Source organism: Agromyces sp. NPDC057679, assembly GCF_042799635.1.
Classification (GTDB): domain Bacteria; phylum Actinomycetota; class Actinomycetes; order Actinomycetales; family Microbacteriaceae; genus Agromyces.
Map to the genome: position 1 here is coordinate 56511 of NZ_JBHVIK010000004.1, position 23411 is coordinate 79921.

26 protein-coding genes are annotated in these 23411 nt (G+C 66.8%); 11 read left to right on the forward strand and 15 right to left on the reverse strand.

The genetic code is table 11. From position 1 onward, the window contains the following. Positions 1-3: 3 nt before the first annotated feature. From ACFVAJ_RS16570 to ACFVAJ_RS16580, 3 genes are read right to left on the reverse strand one after another with little or no spacing between them, the layout of a single operon-like run. Positions 4-420, reverse strand: a complete 417-nt coding sequence (locus ACFVAJ_RS16570) for a hypothetical protein (protein ID WP_376945959.1) — start codon at positions 418-420, stop codon at positions 4-6. Then, a complete protein-coding gene (locus tag ACFVAJ_RS16575; RefSeq protein ID WP_376945961.1) occupies positions 420-1232 on the reverse strand; it encodes a thymidylate synthase in 813 nt (270 codons plus the stop codon). The genes ACFVAJ_RS16570 and ACFVAJ_RS16575 overlap by 1 nt, the downstream gene beginning before the upstream one ends. Positions 1233-1255: 23 nt before the next feature. Beyond that, positions 1256-1441, reverse strand: coding sequence for a hypothetical protein (locus ACFVAJ_RS16580; protein ID WP_376945963.1), 186 nt, complete (start codon positions 1439-1441; stop codon positions 1256-1258). A 131-nt stretch (positions 1442-1572) separates the two neighbouring features. Between ACFVAJ_RS16580 and ACFVAJ_RS16585 the strand changes: the two genes are divergently transcribed. Next, complete coding sequence (locus ACFVAJ_RS16585; RefSeq protein ID WP_376945965.1) at positions 1573-1917, forward strand: hypothetical protein; 345 nt, start codon at positions 1573-1575, stop codon at positions 1915-1917. Positions 1918-1947: 30 nt separating this feature from the next. Here the strand turns inward: ACFVAJ_RS16585 and ACFVAJ_RS16590 are convergent, their stop codons facing one another. From ACFVAJ_RS16590 to ACFVAJ_RS16630, 9 genes are all read right to left on the reverse strand, one after another. Then, complete coding sequence (locus tag ACFVAJ_RS16590; protein WP_376945967.1) at positions 1948-2334, reverse strand: peptide chain release factor-like protein; 387 nt, start codon at positions 2332-2334, stop codon at positions 1948-1950. Between the two features lie 61 nt (positions 2335-2395). Further along, the gene (locus ACFVAJ_RS16595; protein ID WP_376945969.1) at positions 2396-2956 is read right to left on the reverse strand and encodes a hypothetical protein; all 561 of its coding nucleotides are present in this window, start codon (positions 2954-2956) and stop codon (positions 2396-2398) included. A 9-nt stretch (positions 2957-2965) separates the two neighbouring features. After that, positions 2966-3790, reverse strand: a complete 825-nt coding sequence (locus ACFVAJ_RS16600) for a hypothetical protein (RefSeq protein ID WP_376945971.1) — start codon at positions 3788-3790, stop codon at positions 2966-2968. Further along, positions 3787-4329: a type I-E CRISPR-associated protein Cas6/Cse3/CasE gene (locus ACFVAJ_RS16605; protein ID WP_376945973.1), complete on the reverse strand. Its 543-nt coding sequence runs from the start codon at positions 4327-4329 to the stop codon at positions 3787-3789. The genes ACFVAJ_RS16600 and ACFVAJ_RS16605 overlap by 4 nt, the downstream gene beginning before the upstream one ends. Next, positions 4317-5024: a type I-E CRISPR-associated protein Cas5/CasD gene (cas5e, locus tag ACFVAJ_RS16610; protein ID WP_376945975.1), complete on the reverse strand. Its 708-nt coding sequence runs from the start codon at positions 5022-5024 to the stop codon at positions 4317-4319. Before cas5e ends, ACFVAJ_RS16605 begins: the two co-directional genes overlap by 13 nt. After that, the gene (locus ACFVAJ_RS16615; protein ID WP_376945977.1) at positions 5021-6226 is read right to left on the reverse strand and encodes a type I-E CRISPR-associated protein Cas7/Cse4/CasC; all 1206 of its coding nucleotides are present in this window, start codon (positions 6224-6226) and stop codon (positions 5021-5023) included. The genes cas5e and ACFVAJ_RS16615 overlap by 4 nt, the downstream gene beginning before the upstream one ends. Continuing rightward, positions 6226-8229: a type I-E CRISPR-associated protein Cse1/CasA gene (locus ACFVAJ_RS16620; RefSeq protein ID WP_376945979.1), complete on the reverse strand. Its 2004-nt coding sequence runs from the start codon at positions 8227-8229 to the stop codon at positions 6226-6228. The genes ACFVAJ_RS16615 and ACFVAJ_RS16620 overlap by 1 nt, the downstream gene beginning before the upstream one ends. A gap of 26 nt (positions 8230-8255) precedes the next feature. Beyond that, complete coding sequence (cas3, locus tag ACFVAJ_RS16625; RefSeq protein WP_376945981.1) at positions 8256-11081, reverse strand: CRISPR-associated helicase Cas3'; 2826 nt, start codon at positions 11079-11081, stop codon at positions 8256-8258. Positions 11082-11123: 42 nt separating this feature from the next. After that, positions 11124-11519, reverse strand: coding sequence for a DUF4190 domain-containing protein (locus ACFVAJ_RS16630; protein WP_376947057.1), 396 nt, complete (start codon positions 11517-11519; stop codon positions 11124-11126). A gap of 23 nt (positions 11520-11542) precedes the next feature. Between ACFVAJ_RS16630 and ACFVAJ_RS16635 the strand changes: the two genes are divergently transcribed. From ACFVAJ_RS16635 to ACFVAJ_RS16650, 4 genes are read left to right on the forward strand one after another with little or no spacing between them, the layout of a single operon-like run. After that, entirely contained in the window at positions 11543-14164 is a 2622-nt protein-coding gene (locus ACFVAJ_RS16635; protein WP_376945983.1) for an ATP-dependent DNA helicase, read from the forward strand. After that, positions 14161-14766: a hypothetical protein gene (locus tag ACFVAJ_RS16640; protein ID WP_376945985.1), complete on the forward strand. Its 606-nt coding sequence runs from the start codon at positions 14161-14163 to the stop codon at positions 14764-14766. Before ACFVAJ_RS16635 ends, ACFVAJ_RS16640 begins: the two co-directional genes overlap by 4 nt. 17 nt (positions 14767-14783) lie before the next feature. Next, positions 14784-15629 carry a hypothetical protein gene (locus ACFVAJ_RS16645; protein ID WP_376945986.1) on the forward strand — a complete coding sequence of 282 codons (846 nt, stop codon included), beginning with the start codon at positions 14784-14786 and terminating at the stop codon, positions 15627-15629. After that, on the forward strand, positions 15595-16938 hold the full coding sequence (locus tag ACFVAJ_RS16650) for a hypothetical protein (protein ID WP_376945988.1): 1344 nt from the start codon (positions 15595-15597) through the stop codon (positions 16936-16938). Before ACFVAJ_RS16645 ends, ACFVAJ_RS16650 begins: the two co-directional genes overlap by 35 nt. On the opposite strand, the gene ACFVAJ_RS16655 is transcribed toward ACFVAJ_RS16650, so the two are convergent. The 3 genes from ACFVAJ_RS16655 to ACFVAJ_RS16665 are packed head-to-tail and all read right to left on the reverse strand — an operon-like array spanning position 16935 to position 17616. Next, positions 16935-17153 carry a hypothetical protein gene (locus ACFVAJ_RS16655; protein WP_376945990.1) on the reverse strand — a complete coding sequence of 73 codons (219 nt, stop codon included), beginning with the start codon at positions 17151-17153 and terminating at the stop codon, positions 16935-16937. The genes ACFVAJ_RS16650 and ACFVAJ_RS16655 overlap by 4 nt on opposite strands. After that, positions 17153-17350 carry a hypothetical protein gene (locus ACFVAJ_RS16660; protein ID WP_376945992.1) on the reverse strand — a complete coding sequence of 66 codons (198 nt, stop codon included), beginning with the start codon at positions 17348-17350 and terminating at the stop codon, positions 17153-17155. The genes ACFVAJ_RS16655 and ACFVAJ_RS16660 overlap by 1 nt, the downstream gene beginning before the upstream one ends. A gap of 38 nt (positions 17351-17388) precedes the next feature. Beyond that, on the reverse strand, positions 17389-17616 hold the full coding sequence (locus ACFVAJ_RS16665; RefSeq protein ID WP_376945994.1) for a hypothetical protein: 228 nt from the start codon (positions 17614-17616) through the stop codon (positions 17389-17391). Between the two features lie 35 nt (positions 17617-17651). On the opposite strand from ACFVAJ_RS16665, the gene ACFVAJ_RS16670 reads away from it, so the two are divergent. The 6 genes from ACFVAJ_RS16670 to ACFVAJ_RS16695 all read left to right on the forward strand — a co-directional run bounded on the left by ACFVAJ_RS16670 (position 17652) and on the right by ACFVAJ_RS16695 (position 23374). Then, positions 17652-18857: a DUF7007 domain-containing protein gene (locus tag ACFVAJ_RS16670; protein ID WP_376945996.1), complete on the forward strand. Its 1206-nt coding sequence runs from the start codon at positions 17652-17654 to the stop codon at positions 18855-18857. A gap of 40 nt (positions 18858-18897) precedes the next feature. Further along, positions 18898-19716, forward strand: a complete 819-nt coding sequence (locus ACFVAJ_RS16675; protein ID WP_376945998.1) for a hypothetical protein — start codon at positions 18898-18900, stop codon at positions 19714-19716. Between the two features lie 527 nt (positions 19717-20243). Then, entirely contained in the window at positions 20244-20870 is a 627-nt protein-coding gene (locus tag ACFVAJ_RS16680; RefSeq protein ID WP_376946000.1) for a hypothetical protein, read from the forward strand. A gap of 66 nt (positions 20871-20936) precedes the next feature. Continuing rightward, the gene (locus tag ACFVAJ_RS16685; RefSeq protein ID WP_376946002.1) at positions 20937-21716 is read left to right on the forward strand and encodes a hypothetical protein; all 780 of its coding nucleotides are present in this window, start codon (positions 20937-20939) and stop codon (positions 21714-21716) included. A gap of 135 nt (positions 21717-21851) precedes the next feature. Continuing rightward, complete coding sequence (locus tag ACFVAJ_RS16690) at positions 21852-22523, forward strand: hypothetical protein (RefSeq protein WP_376946004.1); 672 nt, start codon at positions 21852-21854, stop codon at positions 22521-22523. A gap of 53 nt (positions 22524-22576) precedes the next feature. Beyond that, positions 22577-23374 carry a metal-dependent hydrolase gene (locus tag ACFVAJ_RS16695; RefSeq protein ID WP_376946006.1) on the forward strand — a complete coding sequence of 266 codons (798 nt, stop codon included), beginning with the start codon at positions 22577-22579 and terminating at the stop codon, positions 23372-23374. Positions 23375-23411: the final 37 nt, after the last annotated feature.

A 23411-nucleotide genomic window follows, 5' to 3' on the forward strand; every position in this document is an offset into this window, starting at 1 on the left:
AGGTCATGCGCGGTCGACGGGCGTTCGCGGACATGCGTTCACTGCCACGACAGCGAGCATCACCATCGCCGGAAGCCATGAGATTCCGACGTAGATGAACGCGGCGCGCTCCATGATCCAGAGGACGATCGGGAAGCAGATCAGGCCAGAGATCGTGGCGAGTACGACCCTTGATCGCCATCGCGCGATCGCCCATGCGAGCGTCAGCGACGCGGCCCATGCGCAGGAGTGGACGTAGGCGACGGAGTACCAAGAGTCGGGTGTGTAGATGAGCCCACTCCCGAATCTGCGCAAGAGTACGTCACCTTGAGCTCCCGCCGCAGCCCAGAGCATCAGGTTCAGCACTAGCGCGAGCGATGCGGCCCAGGCGAGCGTAGCCTGCGAGGCTCGCGAGAAGGTCAATGCGCGCTTCGATGCCATCAGACCGCCACCTTCCCTCTGATCGCCGGGTGGTGTTCGTATCCGACGATGTCGAGGTCTTCGTACCGGTAGTCGAAGATCGAGTCGACGTTCTCGGCGATCTGCAGCTCTGGGTAGGGGTACGGGGCCCGGGTGAGCTGTTTGTGGACTTGCTCGAGGTGGTTGGAGTAGATGTGGCAGTCCCCGCCGGTCCAGACGAACTCGCCGACTTCGAGGCCGGTCTGCGCGGCGACGAGGTGGGTGAGGAGCGCGTAGGAGGCGATGTTGAACGGGACGCCGAGGAACAGGTCGGCGGATCGCTGGTACAGCTGGCAGGAGAGCTTCCCGTCGGCGACGTAGAACTGGAAGAGCGCGTGGCATGGGGGCAGGGCCATGTCTTCGATCTCTGCGGGGTTCCAGGCGGTGACGATGTGCCGGCGGGAGTCCGGGTTGGTGCGGATCTGTTGGACGACGTTCTTGATCTGGTCGATGCTCTCGGCACCGTCGACGTTCGGCCATGACCGCCACTGGACGCCGTACACGGGGCCGAGGTCGCCGTTCTCGTCTGCCCATTCGTCCCAGATGGTGACGCCGTGGTCGTGGAGGTACTTGATGTTCGAGTCGCCGCGGAGGAACCAGAGGAGCTCGACGGCGATCGACTTCCAGTGCACCTTCTTGGTGGTGATGAGCGGGAACCCGTCGGCGAGGTCGAACCGGATCTGCCGGCCGAACGCGGAGTAGGTGCCGGTGCCGGTGCGGTCGGACTTGTAGGTGCCGTTCTCGAGGACGTCGCGGAGGAGGTCTTCGTACGGGGTGGTGATGTCAGCGGTCATGGTGTTCCTCGAGGTGTTCGTTGTCAGACGCCGGCGAGCTGTGCGTCGAGGACGTTGCCCCAGATCGCACCGGCTCGCTTGAGACGTTCGGCAGGGTCGTCGTGGGTGAGCGTGTCGGCGATCGCCTCGATGATCTCGTCGTCGTCACGCATCCGCTCGAGCGCGTCGGCGAGCTGCGGGGTGATGGTCGGCGTGGCGGTGTCTGGCATTGGGTCCCAATCGGTCTCGCATGGAAGACATGCGGCACCGCTCACATGCGCGGCTCAGGGATTCTCCAGCCGACTCCCGGGAGCCCGTAGGCTTCGGGAAGTTCTACCCGCACGACCAGAGGAGTTCCACCTTGCGCAAGACCTTCGCCGCCGCCGCGGCCGCCGCTGCGATCGCGATCATGTTCACCGGCTGCGCCGGCGGGCCCAGCGACACCGAGATCGCCGAGCACGTCCGCGCGGAGGCGCCGCTGAACCTGGAGACGCTCAGCGACGGCGAGATCGCCGCGGCCGTGCGCACGGGTTGCGACTCGATCGACGACGTCACGACTCGGGAAGACCTCGCCGTGGCGGTGTTCACCAAGCACGTGGCCTTGGGCGCCGCAAGCTCAGCGAACACGCTGGTCTCCGTCGGCATCGCCGTCGGCTGCCCCGACCTCCAGGATCAGTTCAACGAGCTCGAGCAGGGCAACATCTAGCATCCGATGCCCGGCGAGCCCGTGGTCGGTCTAGGCGGCAGCCTCTTCCGGCCACGGGCTTCCTGCTTCCACCCAGCGGCCGTTCTCGTCCTTCACTTCGACGCGGAGGTGCTTCGGGTTCGAGATCTCAGCTTCGGCGTACTGCTCCGGGGTCTGCCGGCCGGACAGGCGGGCTTGTTCGAGGGCCAGCCAGTACTGGAACTGCGGCGACTCGACCATCTTCAGGAACGCTGCCTTCTTGTTCCTGAGCTGGGAGCGGTCGTCGACGCCGCGGCCGACAGCGCCTGACGGCGGGTGGGTGATTCGGACGCCGGCGTTGGTGCGGTCGCGATGCTGGCCGCCGGCGCCGGAGACCATGAACGTTTCGACGACGCAGTCGGCGAGGGCGACGGAGAAGAGAAGCTCACGCTGAGCCATGGGTGTTGCCTTCCTGAGTGGTGGAGTGTTGATCCAGGCGCCCGGGCGTGCCGGGCTCCGCTCAGGTGGGGAGTGCCGTGTTCATCCAGATTTCGCCGCCGGCGAGCTCGCGGATCTCGGCCAGGGTGGCGGTGCGTCCTTCGAGGTGCCCGAAGGTGTCGTCGACGCCTGGGTCGGTGATCGGGCCAGGAAAAGCGGTGACGACGGTGCCGTCCTTGTCGAGGATCACGACGCCGAAGTCGGTCGCCGGCTTCTCGGTGACGTCGATGACCACGGAGCATGCGACCCCAGGCTTGGTGCGGATCACCTTGACGCGCGATCGCTCGTCGACGTGCGCAGAGTTCAGGACTCCGAGAACGCCGGGGGTGAACACCATCAGGTACCGGTGGTCGGGGAGGAACGCTCCAGGGTCGGACCAGCCGCGCTCGATGAGCTCGAGCCGGTCGTCGCCGTCGAGGTTGCCGCGCTGCCACTCGGCGAGGCGGACGATGTCTTCCAGCCGGTTGATGCCGTCACCGGTGAACGTCGACCCCGGGGTGGAGGGGTCTCCGAAGTGCTTCCGGTCGGTCGCCGCGTAGTAGTCGGCACGGTCGGCGTCTCGGGGGACTGCTGGGTGGTTCACGGCGCCTCCTCAGAGGTCGAGCAGCATCCTGGTCTGATCGATCATGCGCGGGACCATCTGCGCTCGGTGGAGTTCCTCGTCGATCGCAGCTCGTACGCTCTCCGGGTCCTGAAGCTTCCGGGCGGCGACTCGGAACGCGATCGGCATCATGTCGGAGATCGCGAACGTCGTCGCGAGGTCCTCAGGGTAGTTCGACTCGAAGTCCACGATGGACAACTGCGGCGACATACCGAGGAGCTGCGTCACGCCGGCGGCGATCGCGGTGGTCGCTTCGCCTGCGAGGTCGAGCGCGAGGTTTGCCGGGTCGGCGCTGCCGCGCTCACGACGCTTTCGGAGGCTGTACCGTTCAGCGAGCTTCTGGTGGGTGTCGTCCATCATCGCCTGGTCGAGCACCTGCAGGTCTTTCAGGCTGGCACCGTCGAGCGCGACGGATTCTCCGATCCGCGCGGCGAAGACTCGGCGAAGTGCCTTCTCACGCAACTCGTCGCTCGCGAAGATGAATGCTTGGGCGTGCGCCAGCGAGGTGAAGCGCACCGGTTCGGGCCTCCACTGCTTGTCGCCGACGGTGCTGACCAGGTGCACGCCGGCCTCGTCGAGAAGCTTCCGCGCGGCCGGGGTCGGCGAAGCGCCGTGACCGAGGCCGATGATCACGTGACCTTCGGGGATCGTGATGGGCTGCCGTGCGACGTCGGCGTCGTCCTCCTCAACGGACACGACGGCGAGTCCGTTGCCGGACTTCACGATTCGGGCGTAGTCGATCTGCGCGTAGTGCATCGAGCTCGGGCCGCTCTCGGACCGGCCGATCCTGTTGAACTGAAGCGGTGTCGTTCTCATGCTGCGGCTCCGATGAGGATGAGTCCGCACCCGAACGATTTCCCGCGGCCGAGGCCGTCGTGCAGGAGTTCGTCGAGCGCGTCGTGGTTGGTGATGGTGGCGGCGGCGTCGATCTGTTCGATGATCAGGTTCGAGCGGCCGGTGTGGGTGTTCCGTCTGTGTGTGGCGAGGATGTCGACGTCGTCGAGTGCGGGGGCGGCGCGTTCCGCGAACCATTCCTCGATGTCGTCGACGGGCCGGATCCCGCCGCCTCTGAGGCGCCGGACGGGGTTCACGAACGCGCGGAGCGTGACCCGGGTTCCGGCGGCCGGGGTGCGGCGTTCGGTGACGGATCGGAGGCCGTCGACGTGCTGTGAGGGTGCGACGGCTGACCGGATGATGACACGGGAGCCGAGGTCGGCGAAGAGCACCTGGCTGGTCGCCCGTCGTTCTTTCGCGGAGCCGGGAAGTTCGGCGGGGAACAGGTCCATGATCTGCCGGTGGCGGTCACGGAATCGGGTCGTCAGAGACTGCGACGGGACTTCGCTCAGGATGCCCATGCGTCCTTCCATCTCTTCAGCAGTTCGGATCGGTGGTTGCACCGCTCTGGGTACACATGCGCGGTCGCGTAGCTTCTCGGCTTGTTCAGATGGTGGAGGGGGAGCGCGTCGGCTTCGGACAGTGTCGGCAGGGCCCCGAGAATCACCTGAGGTTCGGTGTCGGCGACGCCGAGCCGGAACGGGAAGGCCGGCGCGAACGCTTTCCTCCCGAGGTAGGTCATGAACTCCGGGTTCCGGACGAACGAGTCGAGCCGGTCGATGACTTCGGCGTCGTCATGGGAGATCGCGACGATGAACTCGGCGTCGGCGAGGAAGGACCTGACAGTCGTCATGGTGGTCGCGCCGTGGGAAACCCATCGGCGGCCGCCGCCGGTCGGGACGGTGTAGTCCGCCTTCTTCCGGTCCTCTCCGAGGGATGCGATCCGGCGCTGGCGGGTGCGGATCGCGCCGACGTTGCTCGGCGGCGCTGCGATGGTGTGGAAGTCGCGCTCCGCGGTGCCGGCCTTGTCGACACGCGCCCAGATGTCGAGCTCGTCGAGCCATTCCGGGACCTCACCGCGAGGGATGCCGGCGGCCGCGGCGAGCATCCCGAGGACTGCCGACCGGGTCGGCACACCTTCGGTGGTCCGGGTGGTGAACGGCGACGAAGCGTATGACTGCGCTGCCCCGGCGAACCGGAGAGCAAGGGTCTTCAATCGAGCACCCAGTCGACGATGAAGTCGGTCAGCTGGCGGATGCCGCCTCGGCCGGCGCCTGCGAGTTCAGGCGCAGCAGCAGCTTTCGTGCCGGAGATGAACGACGGCCCGATCGCGTCCGGGTCGTAGTCGCGAGCCTGGGCGGCCTGCTCGAACAGCTCATCGATGGACGGAGCGAGGTATCCGCCAGTGGGGAGCGGCTGGACGGGGGTTTCGAACTGGTAGCCGAAGCGGTACGCCTGCTGCTCGGCGAGGATCACGGCGGGGCGGGTCTCCGCGGCGGAGCTGTTCTTCCGGCCCTGCGGGACGGTTTCGACGAGCGCGCGGACGAACACGTCGAGAAGGGTCCTGGCGCCGTCGCGGTCGATCCCTGACCAGGAGCGTCGGAGCTGCTTCCGGTCGATCGTCTGGGTTCGGTAGTAGACGCCGGTGGTGTGCGACGTGTGGGACCAGTGCGCTGCGCCGTTCGAGGCGAGGTCGTCGATGGTCGTGAACGTGTCGAACCCGATGTTGATCGGGTGAGTGGTGACGGCGGGGGAGACAGCGATTGCGGCCTCGGTAGAGGCGTCCGGCTGGTTGGTGAACATGCGCCCGAACGCGGCGATCGCAAGGCTGCCGGTGGCGGCGGTGAAGATGTCCGCGGCGTCTGGGGTTTCACCGCGTGCGATGGCGACGGCCGCGAGCTCGAGCTCCTCGTCGGAGATCCACAATGCGGTCTCGTCGCGTTCGCCGCGTTTCGCTTCAACGGCGGCCCTCTTCGACGCGGCGGCCGCGTCGAACTCGGCCATGTACATGTCGGCGTCGGCACCTTCAGGGATTCGCCGCTCGTGGGTGTCGCGTGCGGTCTTCTCTGCGGCGGCCAGTGCGGCGTCGGCGGATGCGGTGTTCTTCACGAGCTTCGCGATCAACGACTTCGCGGCCTGCTCGGCTGCGGCGGTGTCGAGCTCGGCGCCGACGTGCGCGGCGAGGTCTTCTGCACGTCCCGCGATCTCCTTCGCGAGGTGCCGGCTCCGCTTGGATGCGACCTGAGCTGCAGTTTCCTCGTACCTGATCCGGGCTGCCCGCTTCTGCGACTGGGAGGACAGCACCCCACGGTTCACGCCGCCTTCGAGGAGGGATTTCGGGGCGTTACGGTCGTCGCGGTTTCGGTTGTGATGCGGCAGGGCGATCAGCTGGTGGACGGTGAGGAAGTCGTGGAGCATCAGGTTCTGGCTTTCGGTGCGAAGAAGGTGTACGCGAAGTCGCGGCGGAGTTCGGGGTCATGCCAGCGGCGTACGGTGTGGACGAGGTCGATGACGGATACGTGGATTCGGTCCTGCTCAAGGCGTGCGACCAGGCGCTCGAAGAGGGGCATGGCTGCGTCGCCTGCGGTTTCGGTGAGGATGCCGACGAGGTGCGGGATGCCGGACCTTCCGTCGAGCTGGTCGCCGATGGCATCGGAGTGGTGGCGGAGCGCTGCGGGGAGCGGACGCCCGGAGTGGATCAGCTTCGGGTGTGACGCGGCGAACGTCACGGCGTTCATCACGGCGTCAGGGTTCTCGGCGCCGCGGAGGTCCGAGGTGAACATCCTTGCGAGATGGTCGCGGTTCTCGAGGTGTCGGCCTCTGGCGAGCTCGTGCCGGAAGCTGGTGCTCCCGTCGTTGAGGTACCGGCCCATCATCCGGTTCACTGCCGCTGCGTCATGGTCGTCTGCGATCGCCCATCGGGGCTTCCGGAGTTGGGCGCGGCCGGCAGCGATCGTCGCGACGGTTCTGCTGTTGAGGTGGGGGAGCACGGCACGGTCGAACGCTGCGGTTTTCGCGTCGTGGATCTTGTCGAGGAGGCTAGTCGGTTCCCCGCCAGCGACGATCGTCGCGACGGCATCCTGGATGGCGGGTTCGAGCTGCGAGTGGAACATCCCCACTGCAGCCCTGGTGGCGGTTTCCTGCCGACCGTCCATGTTTCCGACCGGGGGAAGCGCCGCCTTCACCGCTCGTTCGAGCGCCCGTTCCGGATTCCTGGCCGCGGTGTTGCCGATGTCGGCGACGAGCTCGCGTTGGACGACGTCGAGGTCGACGAACCCGGATTCGACGTCGAACCAGGTCGCGGTCGTCGGGGTGATCCCGCCCTTGCTGATCGCGGCGACCTCGAGCACGACGAGTCCGGCGCCTGGGCGGAGGAGACCGTGGCGGAGCTCCGGTCCTGCCGCGTCGACATGCCAGGCGCGAAGGTTCTGAGCGGTGGAGTTCGTTCTGGCGAGCCCTGAGAACAGCAGCTTCCGTTCGGTGCCGCCCTTCCCGGGTTTCGACATCCACGCCCGGGTGGGGTCGTTCTCGGCGGCCTGTCGGAGTTGCTCGCTGACGGCTTTCGCGTGGTCCTGTTTCGTGAGCCCGGACGGGAACCCGCCGGTGATGACGGTGTCGAATACGCCGGATGCTTCGTCGACGCTGAGGAGCGCGGCGCAGCCGGTGAAGCTTGCTTCGGCGAGTGAACCGGCCGGGTGGCTGACGGAGAACGGGGACGCCCATGCCGGGAGGGTCGTGTCGTCCACCCAGTGCTGATGGGTGTTCGCGAGGAGGAGCTCAGCGAGGGTTCGGCCGGAGTGGAAGAACGTCAGCGCGGTCTTCGCGCCTTCCGGGTCTCCGGAGCCGTACATGCCTACGGACCCGCCGACGCGGTACATCTTCTTCCCGTCGATGACGGTCCAGCTGTTCACGGCGCACCCGTAGTACCAGTTCGCGGCGAGTGCTTCGACGGCCTGTCTCGGGTCGAGAGCAGCGGCGGTGAATGGCCCGCCGGCGACGTCGAACCATGCCCGGGATGACCTCCCCGGCACTCTCGGGCTCAACGTGGCCGCAGGTGACCGCGGGGCGGTGCCGTCGTCGTAATGGTCGAGCTCAGGGCATTGCAGGAACGGCAGTTCCGAGTCTGTGAGTCCGAGGTGATCGTCGACGAGGGCGAGCGCGTCTTCGATGTCGAACGGGTCGAACCCCTGCTCGGCGATCGTGTCGAGGTGCTCGGTTCCGGACTGGCGGAGGATGAGCGCGGTGATCCCGATGAGGAGCCGGATCATCCCGGCCATCGCGAACGGGTCGCGGATATCGAGCCGTTCGATCTGGTGCGCACGGGTGAGGGTGTCGTCGAGGGTGAGTACAGCGCGGCGGCCGTCGATACGCACCGCGATGCACGGGACATCACGGATCGACTGGCGCGGAGATGGATTCACGGCAGATGCATGCGCGGGCGGGACGCTCAACCCTGCCCGGACCACGCCCCGCCGGTCATCCCGAGCATCGGATCGTACCCGCGAGCTTCGGTGAGGTGGATGACCTTGACGTTCTTGAACGCGGCTGAGACGGGGTGCCAGGCTTCCTCGTCGACGCTGTCCATCACCCATGGCATCTGCTCCCGTTTCCGGAGCGTCATCGTGAACGTGGACGCCAGCATGTCCCGGGCGGCCTGCCCGGTCGCCTGCTGTGCTTCGTCGACGGTCCCGCGCCACGCGTACGGGGTGGTCCCGGCGGGGTCGATCAGGAGGTACGTCTCCTGGTCCTGGTCGATGAACCGGGTCGCGGCTTCGTCGAGGTCGTGCTTCGTGGTGACCTTCGACAACTCCTGGAAGGTGAGCTCGGGGGAGAGGAGGCAGCGTCGGGCGCCGGCACCTCGGAACGGGATGGTGACGTTCCCGGCGCGGCGGGCGCGGCGAAGGTCGGAGAAGTACTCGTCGTGACGGTCGGATGCCGACACGTTCGTCTCGTACTCCACCTCCTCAGCTGTGATGGCGGCCGCGTCGACGAGCGGCTGCACATCCGCGGGAATCCGGATCGGTTCCTTCTTCAGCTGCTCGAGCGCCGCTTTCGTCCGTTTTAGCTCCGCCATCAGGTACGGGTACCGGGCGACCGGCGAGAGGGTGTCCTCGTATGCGTCGTCGAGCGCGGCGACCACCTCGAGCACCGGAGCGCCGGTGTAGCGGGGACGGCGGTGCACCCACCCTTCCGGGGTCGGCTGCGAGTGACGCCAGAGTCTGCCGGCGCGCTGGATCAGCGACGGCGCCGGGGCGAGGTCGGTGATCATGAAGTCGAAGTCGACGTCGAGGGACGCTTCGATCACCTGGGTTCCGACGACGATGATGCCGCCTTCGCCGGCATCGGGGCCGGCGTGCTCGAGGATCCGTTCGGAGATCTCCATGCGGTGCCCGGCGGTCATCCGCGAGTGGAACACGACGACGGGGTCGACCAGCTTGCTGAGTGACCGGCCGATCGCGATCGCCCGGTCGACCTGGTTGACGACGACGGCGATCTTCGCGTTCGGGTGCCGTCGGAACAGCGACCGGGCCCGTCCGACATGCTCGGCGACGAGGTCGTTCCCTCTGACTTCCCGGACGGTGAATCCGAGGTCGTACTCTCGGCGTGACGTGACGCACGACTGCTCGGTGCTGTCGCCGCGCACTGCGGTGACGCCGGGGTAGATCGCCTGGTCCGGTGCGTCGCCGCCGTACGCTTCGGCGTACCGCTGCAGCCGGAACTCAGGCAGCGAGGCGGACAGCAGTGTGACCCGGGTGTCGGTGGCCCCGCACCATCGGAGCAGCTCCTCGAGGAGGGTCGCCTGGTACGTGTCGTAGGTGTGGACTTCGTCGAGGACGATGTGCCGGTTCGCGATCGCGGTGAGCCGCATGTAGGAGCGGCGCTGTGCGAGGGCGCCGAGAAGCACCTGGTCGCAGGTCGACACGGACAGCGGTGCGAGCAACGCAGTTGCCGGCCCGGTCAGCCAGCCGTTCGGGGTGAGGCCGCGGTGTCCGCCGTCGTCGTGGCCGGCGCATCCGTCGGTCTCGATGTGGGCGTCGCTGTCGCGGGCTGCGTAGAACGAGTTCAGCATCGCGTTCCCGTGGAGGATCGCGGCGTAGTTCGGGGTGTTTCGGTAGGTGCGCTGGATCCGGTCCCACATCGCGTCGGTGGTCGCCCGGGTGGGAAGCGCGAACAGGAGACCTTCGCCGGGGTGGGTGGAGTGGCGGAGGAGCGCCGCTTCGGTCTTCCCGTCGCCTGCGGGGACTGCGGCGACCCAGAGGCCGCGGCCGACGGTGAGCGCTTGTTGCTGCAGGTCGCTGAGCCGGTCGGCGTAGACACTCATGACGTCGGCGGTGGCGTTCTCGATCGGGTTGTACACGCCGAGGGTGGCGGTGAGGATGGCCGGCATCTGCGCTGCTCGCGACGCGAGCCACCGTTCGGGGTGCTCGGCGGCGTTCACGCGCAGCTGTCTGCCCGCGGCGATGGACGCGGTGGTCGATGCGATCCAGTCGGCGATGGAGACGAGCCCGGAGAGGAGGATCACCGCTTCGGTGCGGTGGGCGTGCAACGGGGTGCGGAGCTCGGCGACCGTGACGCCTGCGGCGGCGGTCACCGCGTGGAGGTGCGCCTGCTGCTGCTCGCCCCATTTTCCGACGGTCAGCTGCCCGAGGATCCGGTCGACGCCGAACCCGGTCCGGACCTGCTCTTGGTCGAGACCGGTGTCGTTCGGGTGGTAACGGCCATGGTGTGCGCCGAGCACCGCTGCGGCCCAGTTGTCGGCGACCGAGGTGAGCTTCCCCGGCCATGCGCCGGCGATGACGTACAGGGTGACCGCTTCGTGACGTCGGGCGGCGGCCGCGGCGCCGGACAGTTCGCCGTTGGCGGGGTCGAGGTCGAGGGGTCCGAGACCTGACCCGGTCCTCGGGTGGCTGATCTCGTAGCCGCGCGCGCCGAGGTCGATGAGGTGTTCGGGGAGGAAGTCGTCTCGGTACCAGTCGGTGTTCTCGGTTCCGAGTTGGCCTTGGAAGACGACGTTGATTTTTCCGACGTCGTGAACGCCGGCGAGGGCCGAGTACATCGCTCGGGCATGCTCGGGGCGGCCGGGGGCGAGGGCTTCGGTGAGGAGGTCACGGAGGCCCGGACGAAGCCACCGATCCCAGACGGCGGCCGCCGCGGCGGACGTGTCGAGCGCGTGCTGGATCAGCGGGTACGGGTCGCGGCCGTGTGATCCGAGCTTCCCCCAGAGGGTCGGGTCGATTCGTGCAGGCGCGGCGTTTCGCAGGTTGGGGCCCATACCCATCCCTGTGCGACCTGTGAAGAATCGGCTGGGATGGGGTCAGCCGATGATGATCTTCCCGCCCGCTGTGACGACCATCACCCCGAGGGCGAGAGCGAGTGCCATCAGCCCAACCCAGACGATTCCGATCCAGCCGAGGATGACGCCTGCGATCGCCATCTTCCGCCCTGCGTAACGGCCGGAGCGGGTGTGGCGGATGGCGAGGTGGCCGAACACGACTGCGACGACGGGGATGAAGAACGCGGCGACGAATGAGGTGATCGCGAACCCTGAGATCGGGGTGTGGTCGAGGTCGTCTGATTTCCCGGGGGCAGTGAAGTGGATGTGCGCGACTGGGCGTTCTTGTTCACCGCCGATGACGGCGATGTCGCGGACTGTCGGCGGCGCCGGCGCACGGCGCTCGAGCTCGGCAGCCGGATCAGCCTGGGTGCGAATCGGAGGTGGCGGGACGAGCCTGAGTGCGGGCTGTTGCGGTTGGACATACTGGGCGGGCTGTGCTTCGAAGAAGTCTCGGACTCCGGCTGGCTCAACTGCCCATTGGTCGACGGCGCGGACAGCGGATTCCCTGGCCGACGGTGAGACACCGGGCACGTACGGGTTGTCCCACGGACTCGGCATCGCACCTCCTTGCTGCTAGATCGGCACGATGCCGTCACCTGTTGGGTATGCGGCGAAGCTGGCCGCGAATGCACGGCACATCCGCGCCGAGCGGGCTTGGATCTGGTACCCAGCAGGCTCCCAGCGAACCCGCGCATGTAGCAGCCGTGACTGATTCCCCCACAGGTAACGAAGAGCTCGTCGACGCGGTCCTCGCGATGTCGGTCGAGATCGGTGTCGGCAACAAGGAAGCCCGGCCCCGCCCCGGTCAACTCGCCCTCGCCCGAGACATCGCGAAGGCGATGGAACCGGTCCTGAACACGGACGCCGTCGGCTCCGGCCGTGGACACGTCTCCGGGCTCGCCGGCGTCGGCATCGGCAAGTCGTTCGCCGCGCTCTCCAACGCCGGCGTCCGCGCCGTGAAGTGGCAGGAACGAACCCTGTACTCCACGAAGTCCCTGTCACTGCAAGCACAGATCGTGGACAAGGACGCGCCGGTCGTCTCCGAGGCTGTCCGCCGGGTGATCGGCGCAGGCTTCACAACCGCCGTTCTGAAGGGGTGGGGCAACTACGCGTGCATGAACCGCGCGTACGAGCTCGGAATGGCGCTCCTCGGCGAGGACGTCTCGAGCTTCGCCGGCACCGACGCGATCGCACCGCTCATCAAGAAACTGGAAGCGCTCCCGTCAACGGGGACGATGAGCCTCGAAGGCAACGAGTTCGACCTCGCCGAGATGAAGCCGCTCGCGATCTGGGCGCTGTCTCAGGGGCTCTCCGACAGCCTGTCCGGCGACAAGGACACCTTCGAAGGCGCACTGTCTGAGAACAGTTGGTCGACGGTGTCGGTCAGCCCGGAGGAGTGCATCGGACTCGGGGAGTGCCCGTTCGCAGCCGTGTGCCGGTCAGATCGCGCCCGCAACAAGGCTGCAGAAGCCGACGTCGTCGTCACGAACCACTCCCTCCTCGCCGTCCAGGCTGCAGTCGGCGCCCCGGTCGTGCTCGGCAACAGCGTCCTCGGCCAGTTCGACCACATCATCGTCGACGAAGCCCACGAACTCCCGAAGGTGGTCCGCTCCCAGGGTGAAGCGGCCGTGTCCGGCCGTGAGCTGAACCGGGTCATCCGCATGGTCCGCGCAGTCGCCGACGAGCGGTCGCAGAAGGTGTCGAATTGGGCTGACGACGGCCACATGATCGCCGACCTCGTCGAGCAGGAGATCCACCGGATGTTCATCGAGACGTCCAACGGGGAGATCGGCCGTCTCGAGCCGGAGGCGGACCCGCTCGAGGAGACCGGCGACGCAGTGATCGCATGGGCCCGGGTCGGCTCCCGCCTCGTGAAGGAGCCTCTCGCCGCAGCGATCCGCGCCGGCCAGATGAAGCAGGTGATTTCCGGGAAGAAGGCTCAGGCTGCGATCGACAAGCTGATCGCGTCCGTCGGGAACGTCCGGAAGGACCGGAACGGTCTCGCCCGCTGGCTGCAGGCGCCTCCGCCCGCACCTGTCGGCGGCCGCCGCCGCATGAAGCCGTGGCACACCGTGCAGTCTGCGCAGGTGGAGGTCGGCGGGATGCTGAAAGGCAACCTGTGGACCCAGAAGCTGGTGGACGAGGAATCCGGCGACGAGCTCGACATCTCTCCGTCGGTGGCGTGCATCTCCGGGACCCTGCCGATGAACTTCATCAACGAGGTCGGGCTGAACGCCCGGCAGACCGTTGAGTATGAACTCCCGTTTGCCGAGGCGTACCTCGAGTCCATGCTCTACATCCCCGACGCGAAAGCCGCATCGGAGGTCGAAGCGCTCACCCTGCCGAACATGCACGGCGGCCGCCGGAAGTTCTCCACGGAGAAGCATCAGGCCTGGGCGCTTCGGCAGATGAAGCAGCTGATCGATGCGAACGAGGGCCACGCACTGGTCCTCTCGGCGACAGCGACCGGCGCGAAGGCGTACGCTGCCGAGCTCGTGAAGCATGCCGCCGGTAGGTACAACGTGTACACCCAGTGGGATGCGACGTCACCTCGGCTCGTCATCGCGAAGTGGAAGGCTGACACCTCCGCGGTTCTCGTCGGCACGCAGGGCCTGATGACGGGCGTCGACGCGCCGGGGGAGACCTGCTCGCTGGTGATCCTCGACCGGATCCCGCGCGCAGCCGGCAACCCGGTGGACGACGCGCGCGCAGCGGTGATCGCAGCCCGGCTCGACGGTGACGGCAAGGCGGCCGAGTTCGCTTCACGGCGGATGGTGTACGTCTCGGACGCCTGCGAGCTCCTCGGACAGGCTCGAGGGCGTCTCGTCCGCTCGGCCGGCGATCGCGGGGTGTTCGCGATGCTCGACCCCAGACTCCTGAAGAACCACCCGTTCACGTACGAGGAAAGCAGCAGGCAGCTGATGATGAAGACCATCGACGTGTTCGGGCTTCGAACCACTGACCCTCAGACTGTCGTGGATCACCTCGCTGGGCGCCAGGCATCCCGAGCCGCCGCGTGATCGGCAACACGGCCGGGAAGGACCGGCTGAAGCTGGACACCGGTGCGTGGGAGCAGATCATGCGGGCGGCGGAGAAGGAGCACAACGGTGTCCCCGTCGAGTTCGGCTCCGCTTCGGGTGTCTGGTCGGACGACCCGTTCCTGGTGAGCGTCACCCGCGTCGGCAATGACCTGAAGATCCAGGTCGAGGACGGCGGCTCGGTCTGGCTGGACCGGGTCACCGACTACGAGGGGCTGATCCAGAAGCTTCGGGTCATGCGGTCCGCCGGGCGTCTGACCGTGAAGGCCCATCTCCGCCCGATCGACGTGCTCGGGTTCGACCACTCGTTCGCCCACATCCTCGACGCGAACTGGGACTCGATCAACGAAGGCCTGCAGGACCGGTACGGTGCGTCGCTTCGCAGGTCGGAGTCGTGGATGAAGACGACCCTGGTCGTCGAGCCCGTACCCGCCAGAGTGAAGGACGACGGTCTCGTCTCGTCGGTCACGGTCAGCGACATCATGGACAACGCCTGGGACCGGTCTCCTTCGCGGGCGCTGCTCGCCTCGGTTCGTAGCGGCCGGATCGCTCAGGAGATCTGGGAGTTCGCCCGTCGCGGTTAGCCGCACACGAACCAGGCATGACCTGGAAGCCGCGTGATCAACGGAACGGCCAGTGGCTGCCGTACGCGCAGTCGCAGGCGGACGTCGTCCTCACCGCCGAGCGTGCACTGTTCGAACTTGAACGGCTCACCCCGAAACGTCGCGACGAGCTTGCCAGTCACCTCGACGACGTGGATGCCGCGACCGGGGTGACGAACGCCGACCGGTACCTGGCGTTCGCGCCGGTGACCGTGTCAGAGGACCTCGTGTGGGTGCGCCGAGGCGCTCCCCGCGAGCTGCAATGGCGCCTCCACAATGCTGCCGGTGAAGCACTGCAGGTCCCGAAGCTCGTCGCCGGCGCCGTCAACGTCCCCGACACCACGGACCAGCTCGCAAGGCCCACCCACCTCCGTGACGCCGCGCACCGCACCTGGCAGAAGCACGTCGACGCTCGAGCCCGGCGCCGCGGCCGGCAGGACCCCGACGTCAGGTACAAGACCGTCGCCGCGGAGAACGCAGCGTACGGCGCATATCTCGAAGCAGAAGCGTCGTTCATCGCCGCGAAAGCCTCGGCCGCTGAAGAGGCGTACGCCGAGCTCGTCAACGCCGCCGAACCGTTCACCAACGCATTCATCCGTGAGCAGGACCGCCTGTTCGACGCGGATGCCGCCGGCGCGGAGCTCGAGCCGCTCTCGGTTCGCACCGAACAGGCGAGGCAGGCGGCGTTCCGTCACGGGCAGGCATCACGCGCTGCAGCACGGAATCTGAGGGCCTGGTCGTCTGACGAGTACGTGAAACGCCGCGCCTCAGGGCAGGTCGTCCAGCTGCCGGCCGCACACACAGACGTGTATGAGCACGATCAACATCACCCACTGGAACGCTGACGAGCACCTCCGCCACCCGGCGACCGGGAAGTTCATCGACATGGAGAAGCGTTCCGACCCTCGCGACCTCGGCGGCGTCGTCCTCGACGCCTACGCAGAACCCGATGAGCCGGACTACGAATGGGTTCGGCAGAACCCGCGGTGGGACTTCCAGTCGACGAGCCTGGAGGCCGCGATCGCACGCGTCGAGCAGGCGAACGCGAAGCTGGAACGGTACGGGATTGCTGAGCGGTTCACCTACGAGGCGGAGATGTACCTCAAGACCGAGCACGGTCAGACCCGGGAGATGTGCCGGTTCACTCTGAATCGCCCATCGATCAGCTACGACGGTTGGTCGTTCGTCGGCGCGCACGACTTCACCCCGACCGGTGAGGTCGTCTCCCACTTCGCTGGGAACTCCCGGTCGGAGATCCCGGAGGACAACCACTGCGACCACTGCGGGTCGAACCGGGCCCGGGACCGCGTGTACACCCTCGTCGGCGAGGACGGTGGCGAAAAGCAGGTCGGGAAGAGCTGCCTGAAGGCGTTCCTCGGTGTGTCTCCCGCCGGCCTCTGGGCTCTGGACGCGGACATCGGGATGGACGAGGTCAAGGACGCCTCGGACCACTACATGAACCCCGGCTCCCAGGTGTGGGACGTCGACGAGCTCCTCGTCGCCGCGCTCACCCAGACGAATGACGGCGCCGACTACGTCAGTCGTGAGGCTGCCGGGTTCGAGCGGCGTGCCACCGGCGACGAGGTCGGCCTGAAGTTCAAGGTCCTCCTCGAGAAGGGCGACTCCGTGAAGCGCCGGAAGCTGGCCCGGAAGATCGTCAACTGGGCGAAGAAGCTCGACGCCGAACCTGGCTCCTACGAGGGGAACCTGAAGGCGATCTTCTCCGGGAAGCAGCAGGAGAACTACATCAAGAAGGCCCACTTCGGCACTGCGGTGTCGGTGGTCTCGGCGTATCACCGAGCGATGAAGAAGGCCGCTGAGGTGAAGGTCCGCGAAGAGGCGCCGCCGGCTCTGAAGGAGTTCCTGGCGCCGAAGGATGCGAAGCTCGCCGGCGTCCAGGCGAAGGTGGAGAAGATCGTCAAGAAGGAGATCTATGACGAGTTCAAGCGCCGTGACGTCACGAAGCGGATCATCACGCTCCGCACCCCGGACGGTCACCTGCTGAAATGGTGGGGCGGCGGGAAAGCCGACGAAGGCCTCGAAGAGGGGCACGAGATCACCATCAAGGGCGCGATCGTGAAGGACAACGAGGTGTACCGCGACGAGTACGAGACGGTCGTGAAGAACGTCCGTCTGGAGCCGAGCGCCGCCTAGCCGAGCTCGGCGTTGGCCCGCTTCACGGGGCACTTATGTGCTCGGGAGCGGGCCTTCGTCATGATGGCGTACGTCTTGCCGATCTCGCCGAAGGTCTCCCCGCAGCGGGTGCACTCTGAGGAGAAGTTCTTGTCGGCGAGCCACAAGACGGCGGCGAACACCACGAACCCGGCCGGGATCACGGCAAGGCCGGCGAGGAAGTAGAGCCAATCCATCACCGCACCTCCGCCATCGCGTGCTGCTCGAGCTGCTCGAGGTGCGCCTTCTGTTCGGCGACGATCTCCGCAGCCCACCGCATCAGCTGGTCGACGGTGACGTTGTGGGGCCACAGTGCCAGCTCGGGCTGGCTGAGCCACCGGACGAGCTCTTCGTTGCTCGGCCGCGGCATCACGGGTCGGGGTTCGATGTCCATGAGACGTTCATGCGCGGACGACAGCACCATCTTGCCTGTCAGGCGGATTCGGTGCCCTTCACTGCAGTCCGGCAGTGGTGCAGCACGAAACGAAACTTGGTCAGGAGCGCGCGAGCCTTTCCGGGCTTCCCGAACGAGCTCGAGCAGTTCCCGCATTCGAGCTTGCCGTCCTGGTCGATGTGCGTTGGACGGGGAGCTTCGATCGGGAAGAGGAGCAGAGTGACGAGCACAGTGATGAGCGCTTCGAAGATGAAGAGGACGGCCATGTTGCACCCATGCGCGGCCGCACACGTAATCGGGCATGACTCACACCAACCGCTTCAACGAAGCCGACGTCAACCGCGTCTCCTCAGGCCACGGCCGCATGTCCGGCACCTTCTCAGAGAAGGGGCAGACCGCCGCGGATTTCGGTGGCCTACAGGTGAAGTCGTGGGGGAGTGTCGAGCTTCGTGCCGGTGACTCCACCCCGTACGGGAAAGCCCAGAACGTCGAACACGTCGCCGACGGGATCGCATTCGCGAGCACCGCAGGTCACGGTGCGTACAAGCTCTCTCGGGAGCGGATGGCCGCGATCCCTGCAGCGTTCCGCATGGGTTCGTCCTGGTTCGAGGAGGACGTGGAGTGGCGAGTCGTCGCCGCCTACCACCCGGACGCGTTCCCGACCATGGACCCTGCAGACTCCGAGCAGCAGCTGAAAGACTGGTACCCGGACCAGTGGGAGAAGGCGAACGGGCGTGAGCTGTTGATGGGTGAGTCCCGGAAGAAGGACGAGCAGCTGTGGGCTGAAGCGCACAAGGACGACCTCGTCGCCACGTACCGAATCGCCGACCCAGACAACGACGGCTACGTCCTTGCTCCCGCTTACCACCCGACCGAGGAGTACGACCAGTACGGGCCCCGATTCCGCATCAACGCAGACGAGTTCCGGCAGCTCCGCCGAGAAGGAGGCGAGCCCGGCCAGTCACTGCGCCTGGTGATCGACCCGTCCCGGCACGAGCAAGTCGCTCCTGTCGAACGTCCTGTCCTCACCCAGGCGCCCCGCTACCGCAGCATCGCACCGGCGAAGACGGCCGCAGCCCAGGCGCGGATCGACAAGGACCTCGACCGGCTGTGGCGGGTCGACGGCCGCGTCCGAAGCCTCCGCCAGCTGATCGAAGAGGAAGGCGTCACCGGGAAGTCGGTGCACGTGCAGTCCGGCCGGCAGATCTTCACGATGAGCGTCCAGGAGCACGTGGAGGACAGCTCGAAGATCTCCTTCGAAGTGTCGAAAGCAACCTGGGACGCCGCTGACGCGCCCGACGACCGCTCTCCGTACCAGGTGGCGCTGCAGGAGCACAGCCGTGCGCAGCACGCGCACGAGAAGCTCGGCAAGCAGACGCCACAGATCGGCTCGGATGCCTGGCGTGAGCACCGAGAGAAGCTCCGCATCTCGAAGGAGAAGGTCACCGCGCTGAGCGACAAGATCAACAGCTGGGGCAAGGAACCACTGAAACCGCCGACCGACTGAACACTGGTCTTGGACATGCCGGCCGCACACGTATGACGGCATGTCCAAGATCGACAATCAGGGAAACATCCACAACAACCTCGGCCAGTTCGCCGGCCACGTCCCCACATCAGCGGAGGTCCGGCTCGCAGAGCCCGCGATCTCCGACCGCGAGTTCGACGAACTCAACGACACCCTCCGCGGCGCCCAGGCCCTCCTCGACGCAGCCCGCGAGGCTCAGGCGATCGCCGCACGGCAGGTGATCGCCGCGGCCGCGAAGCGCAACTACCCGGACGCCGCGAAGGTCACGTTTATCGAGCACTGGGACGGCAACGGTGACGTGGACCTCGAATCGATCGAGGACCAGAACGGCAACGTCATCGTCGACGGAGACCGCGACCTGGACGAGACAGCCTGGTCGCTGGTCAAGACGGCTCGACGGATCGACCGTCAGGACCTCGGCTCCGTCTTCGACGAGGCAGACAACCCGGAGGGGAACGTCTACGAGCTCGACCTGTCGAAGCCGGTCGGGAGGCGGTGGAGCCCCGGCGATTCGCTGAACCTCACCACCTTGCCCGTCAAGGAGCTCAGCCGGCTTCACTTCGACGTCGCTGAGGCAGCCGGTCAGGTCGCCGCGTACGCCAGCATCGGTGACCTCGAGTACCGCCTGTACGACAACCCGCACCACTACGGGTTCAACCCCGAACAGGTCGCGAAGGCTGAGGCGCTCACCGGCGGGAAGGATGCACTGCTCCGTGCGCTCACCGAGACCTCCGCGTGGGGGACGATGGACGAGCTCGTCACGGAAAAGGTCTCGTCTGACTACGCCGAAGGCACGAAGCACGCCCTCAACGAGATCCTGAACCGAGCGGCATCGTGACCGCCCGGTTGTACGAGCGCGGCGGGGCACGCCGCGGCGCCCACGCCTCGTCCGGTGAGTTCTCCGAGCACGCGCACAGCGCGGCCGAGGTGGCGCTGTCGCAGGCGCTGTATGCCGACCAGTCTCCATCGGAGATCGACACGGTGCTCGCGAAGCTGTACCAGGACCGCCAGGACGCACGGGCACGTCTCCAAGCTCCAGCTGACCGTCTCCGCGCACACGACGCCGAGATGAAGTACCGGGAGGAGAACGACGGCGCTGCCCGGAACTCTCGCGCGATCCTGCAGGGGTGGCGACTCGACTCGGACCGCGACTCCGTCGCCCGGTACCGTGCGGAGATCGCCGAGATCGATGAGAAGATCCGCCCGATCGACGAGGAGTTCGACGCTCGCGGCGGCTGGACGAGATTCTTCCTCGTCCAGAACACCGGCGGGCATGTTCACTCGTCGAGGAGCTGCTCGACATGCTTCCCGACCACCCGGTTTGGGTGGCTGACGGAGCAGAGCGGGTACGACGAGGCTGAGATCGTGGAGCTCGCTGGCGATCTTGCGTGCTCGACTTGCTTTCAAACGGCGCCGGTCGTGAATCCGCGGAAGCCGCGCCCGAACCAGCTCGAGACCCCGGAAGGTCGCGCGGAACGTGAGCGCCTCGAGAAGGTGCGCGCAGAACGGGAAGCCGCCCGCATCGAAAAGGAGAAGAAGCGGGTCGCGAACGCGATCACCACCCCGTCTGGTGACCCGATCTACGAACGCGCCGGCACGCCGTTCAAGACGGAACGCACTGCCCAGATCGAAGCGATCTCGAAGCTCGAATCTGCGGTGTACTACGGCTTGACCGAGCACCGTGGCGATGAGGACGCCCGTGTTGTCGGTGAGGTGCTCGCCGGTCTCGCTCACAAGCGCGGTGTGCCGGTCGAAGAGATCCGCGCCGAGTGGGTCGACAAGGTGATCAAGAAGACGAAGATGCAGCCGAACCGCGTCATGGCGGAGACTCGAATGGGGAGCCTGTTCGAAGCCGGCGACCGGTACCTCGCGGAGAAGGCATCTCTGGCGGCCGCGATCGACGCTGCCGGCAGCCAGGGCGCTCACGACGAAGCCACCGCCGCGTACGAGGTGTTCATCGGGCAGCGACGGGCACCTGGCCGCCGTTTCTGACCAGACGCCGGCGGCCGGAGCTCGATTCCAGCCGCCGGCGTCCGATTGCCGCACACTCACTCCTGCATGAACACCATCTCCAACGACGCTGAACAGCGCCGCGAAGCCGCACGCGCAGGCAACGGTACCTTCGGCGAGCAGATCCACACGCCGGCCGCGATCGAACTCACCCCGGCCACGGGGATCAATGAGACCGCAGCTAAGCTCACCCTCGCGAACCTCACCGCACGGTCGATCCGTGACGCCACGCTGAAGCTCAACCCAGCAGCGGTGAAGGTCTCGCTCTACGACAACTCCGACCCGGGCGACGGTGCCGATCTCGTGGCGCAGTACGCCCACGACGGGAACGAAAAGCCGATCGTCAGCTTCATGGAGGACGACCCGGACAATCTCCCCGCCGGCTTCGACCGCCTCTACAACCTTCGCTGGGCGATCGGCGGTGAGGTCCGCCGCGTGAACGAGGCACAGGGCACCTACGAGCTCGTCTTCGCGGACGTCGAAGGCGGCCCCGTCGCCGACGAGGAATACGCCACGGCCGTCGCGAACTTCGAAGCTGCGGAGCGTGACGTGTTCACCGGCGCTTCCGCAGAGCTGAAGGAGACCCTCCTGGCGCGACACCCGAACGCTGTGAAGCTCGTCATCGAAGACCACAACGACGACCCGAGCGGCGGACCGTATCTCCAACCGGTGAAGCTGCTCGACGTCGACGGCAACGAGATCGACGACTTCGACGACGAGGACGAAGATATCCACGACCTCGTGCTCGACCTCGACCGGAACCTCAGCGCGGTCATTGACGGCAAGGACCGTCACGGTGACCCGACGTACGCGCTGAATCTGCGCTGAATCTCCTCCCGAAACGGCTGGTCTTCCGCTCACACCGGAAGTCCAGCCGTTTTGCGTAACAATTGGCTGTCAGGTAACACTCAGAATCACGACAGGCCGCACACGTAGATGCTCTCTCACTCGGACAGCCTCCAGGTGAGCCAACCACTGCAGGATCGGATTGGGGCCGACATGCACGAACGCTCGAGCAGCGCATCGCGCGGTGTCAAGCGACACCTCGCGCTGGTCGACAACGTTCAGCGTCACGAGGAGCGCGGCAAGGACGGCCGGTTCATCAACGCCCGGACCGCCCCTCAGATCGGCCTGGACGCCGGCGTCTACACCCCTGACCTCGAAGATTTCCTCGACGGGAACATGCCCCGTCTCATCGAACCGGCAACCCACGACGAGCTTGTGGACGCGATCCGTTCCGTCGACGGCACACCTGACGGGGAATCCCCGGTCATCCACATCGCCGCCCCGCTCGGCAGGCTGATCGACACTGACCTCGCCGGCCCTGCAGACGGCCGCCCGCTGATCGTCAACGTCGCGATCGGCGCCGGCCGGCTGCGAGTCACAAGCGGGTACGTCATCATCCGAATCGACTCGTCGTCCCCGCTGGAGATTTCGGTCGGAGACCGCACCGACGTCAACGTGATCGTCGAACCTGGGCGTCGAGCATCGATCGCAGCGCACGGCGACTCCGTCACCACCGTGTACGTCGGCGAGGGTGCCCGAGGCATGATCCACGTCGACGACGAACGCGCGGAGACGAAGCTGATCGGCAAGGACACGCGAGGATTCCGGTACACCGCGCTGCCTCTCTAGCCTGACCTCGCCGCCCGCCGCATACCTCCCATTGGGAGGTACACGGGACCATGATGGGCGGACACCACGCGATGACCGGCGCTGCGGCGTGGATCGCGATCACAGCCACCGGGCACGGCTTCGGCTGGTACGAGGTCGACCCGCTCGGAACGATCACCGGGGCGCTCCTCTGTGCGGGTGCCGCGATGCTCCCGGACGCCGACCACTCGTCGGCGACGATCGCCCACTCCGTGCCGTTCGTCGGGAAGGCTGTCACCGAGGGGATCTCGAAGGCGTCCGGCGGTCACCGCCACGGCCTCCACGCGCTCCTGGCTGTCCTCTGCGCGTGGTTCCTCGCGGTCGGGCTCGGCTGGCTGACCTGGCAGCCGTCATGGTGGCATCAACCGATCGCAGTCGGGCCGGCGGTGATGACCGCGGCCGCGGTGACGTTCGCGATGAAGGCGTTGAAGGTCGCGAAGACGTGGCCGCAGGCGTGGCTCGGCGGGTTCGCGATCGCCGGGTTCGTGGCGTTCTTCGCCCCTGAGCAGCAGTCCTGGTTCGCGTTGTGCTTCACGGTCGGGTACGCCGTCCACCTCGCCGGCGACTTTCTCACCACTGGCGGGTTGCCGTTGTTCTGGCCGTGGGTTCCGAAGCCTCCGAAAGCGTGGCGGGAGATCCCCGTCCTCAGCTCCATCTGGACGTCGGGCGGGTACTGGGCGATGCCGGTGCTCGGTAACGCCGGTTCGGTCCGTGAATGGCTGATGCTCGTCCCGATCACCGTCTACGTCGGGTACGGCATCCTGCACGCCGTCATCGCGATGTTCGGCATCGACCTCACCGAAGTGATGGCTGAGGTCTGGATGCCGCGGTAAATCGCCGCATGTCTTCTGAGTGACCCCAAGCCAAGGA

Coding starts and splice junctions, on each gene's coding strand:
- ACFVAJ_RS16615 (WP_376945977.1), bottom strand. CDS start 6,226: ATGCTCCACGACTTCCTCACCGTCCACCAGCTGATCGCCCTGCCGCAT.
- ACFVAJ_RS16655 (WP_376945990.1), bottom strand. CDS start 17,153: ATGGATTGGCTCTACTTCCTCGCCGGCCTTGCCGTGATCCCGGCCGGG.
- ACFVAJ_RS16570 (WP_376945959.1), bottom strand. CDS start 420: ATGGCATCGAAGCGCGCATTGACCTTCTCGCGAGCCTCGCAGGCTACG.
- ACFVAJ_RS16605 (WP_376945973.1), bottom strand. CDS start 4,329: ATGGGCATCCTGAGCGAAGTCCCGTCGCAGTCTCTGACGACCCGATTC.
- ACFVAJ_RS16695 (WP_376946006.1), top strand. CDS start 22,577: ATGGGCGGACACCACGCGATGACCGGCGCTGCGGCGTGGATCGCGATC.
- ACFVAJ_RS16600 (WP_376945971.1), bottom strand. CDS start 3,790: ATGAGAACGACACCGCTTCAGTTCAACAGGATCGGCCGGTCCGAGAGC.
- ACFVAJ_RS16685 (WP_376946002.1), top strand. CDS start 20,937: ATGAACACCATCTCCAACGACGCTGAACAGCGCCGCGAAGCCGCACGC.
- ACFVAJ_RS16665 (WP_376945994.1), bottom strand. CDS start 17,616: ATGGCCGTCCTCTTCATCTTCGAAGCGCTCATCACTGTGCTCGTCACT.
- ACFVAJ_RS16645 (WP_376945986.1), top strand. CDS start 14,784: ATGACCTGGAAGCCGCGTGATCAACGGAACGGCCAGTGGCTGCCGTAC.
- ACFVAJ_RS16670 (WP_376945996.1), top strand. CDS start 17,652: ATGACTCACACCAACCGCTTCAACGAAGCCGACGTCAACCGCGTCTCC.
- cas3 (WP_376945981.1), bottom strand. CDS start 11,081: ATGGGCCCCAACCTGCGAAACGCCGCGCCTGCACGAATCGACCCGACC.
- ACFVAJ_RS16650 (WP_376945988.1), top strand. CDS start 15,595: ATGAGCACGATCAACATCACCCACTGGAACGCTGACGAGCACCTCCGC.
- ACFVAJ_RS16660 (WP_376945992.1), bottom strand. CDS start 17,350: ATGGACATCGAACCCCGACCCGTGATGCCGCGGCCGAGCAACGAAGAG.
- ACFVAJ_RS16675 (WP_376945998.1), top strand. CDS start 18,898: ATGTCCAAGATCGACAATCAGGGAAACATCCACAACAACCTCGGCCAG.
- ACFVAJ_RS16575 (WP_376945961.1), bottom strand. CDS start 1,232: ATGACCGCTGACATCACCACCCCGTACGAAGACCTCCTCCGCGACGTC.
- ACFVAJ_RS16590 (WP_376945967.1), bottom strand. CDS start 2,334: ATGGCTCAGCGTGAGCTTCTCTTCTCCGTCGCCCTCGCCGACTGCGTC.
- ACFVAJ_RS16580 (WP_376945963.1), bottom strand. CDS start 1,441: ATGCCAGACACCGCCACGCCGACCATCACCCCGCAGCTCGCCGACGCG.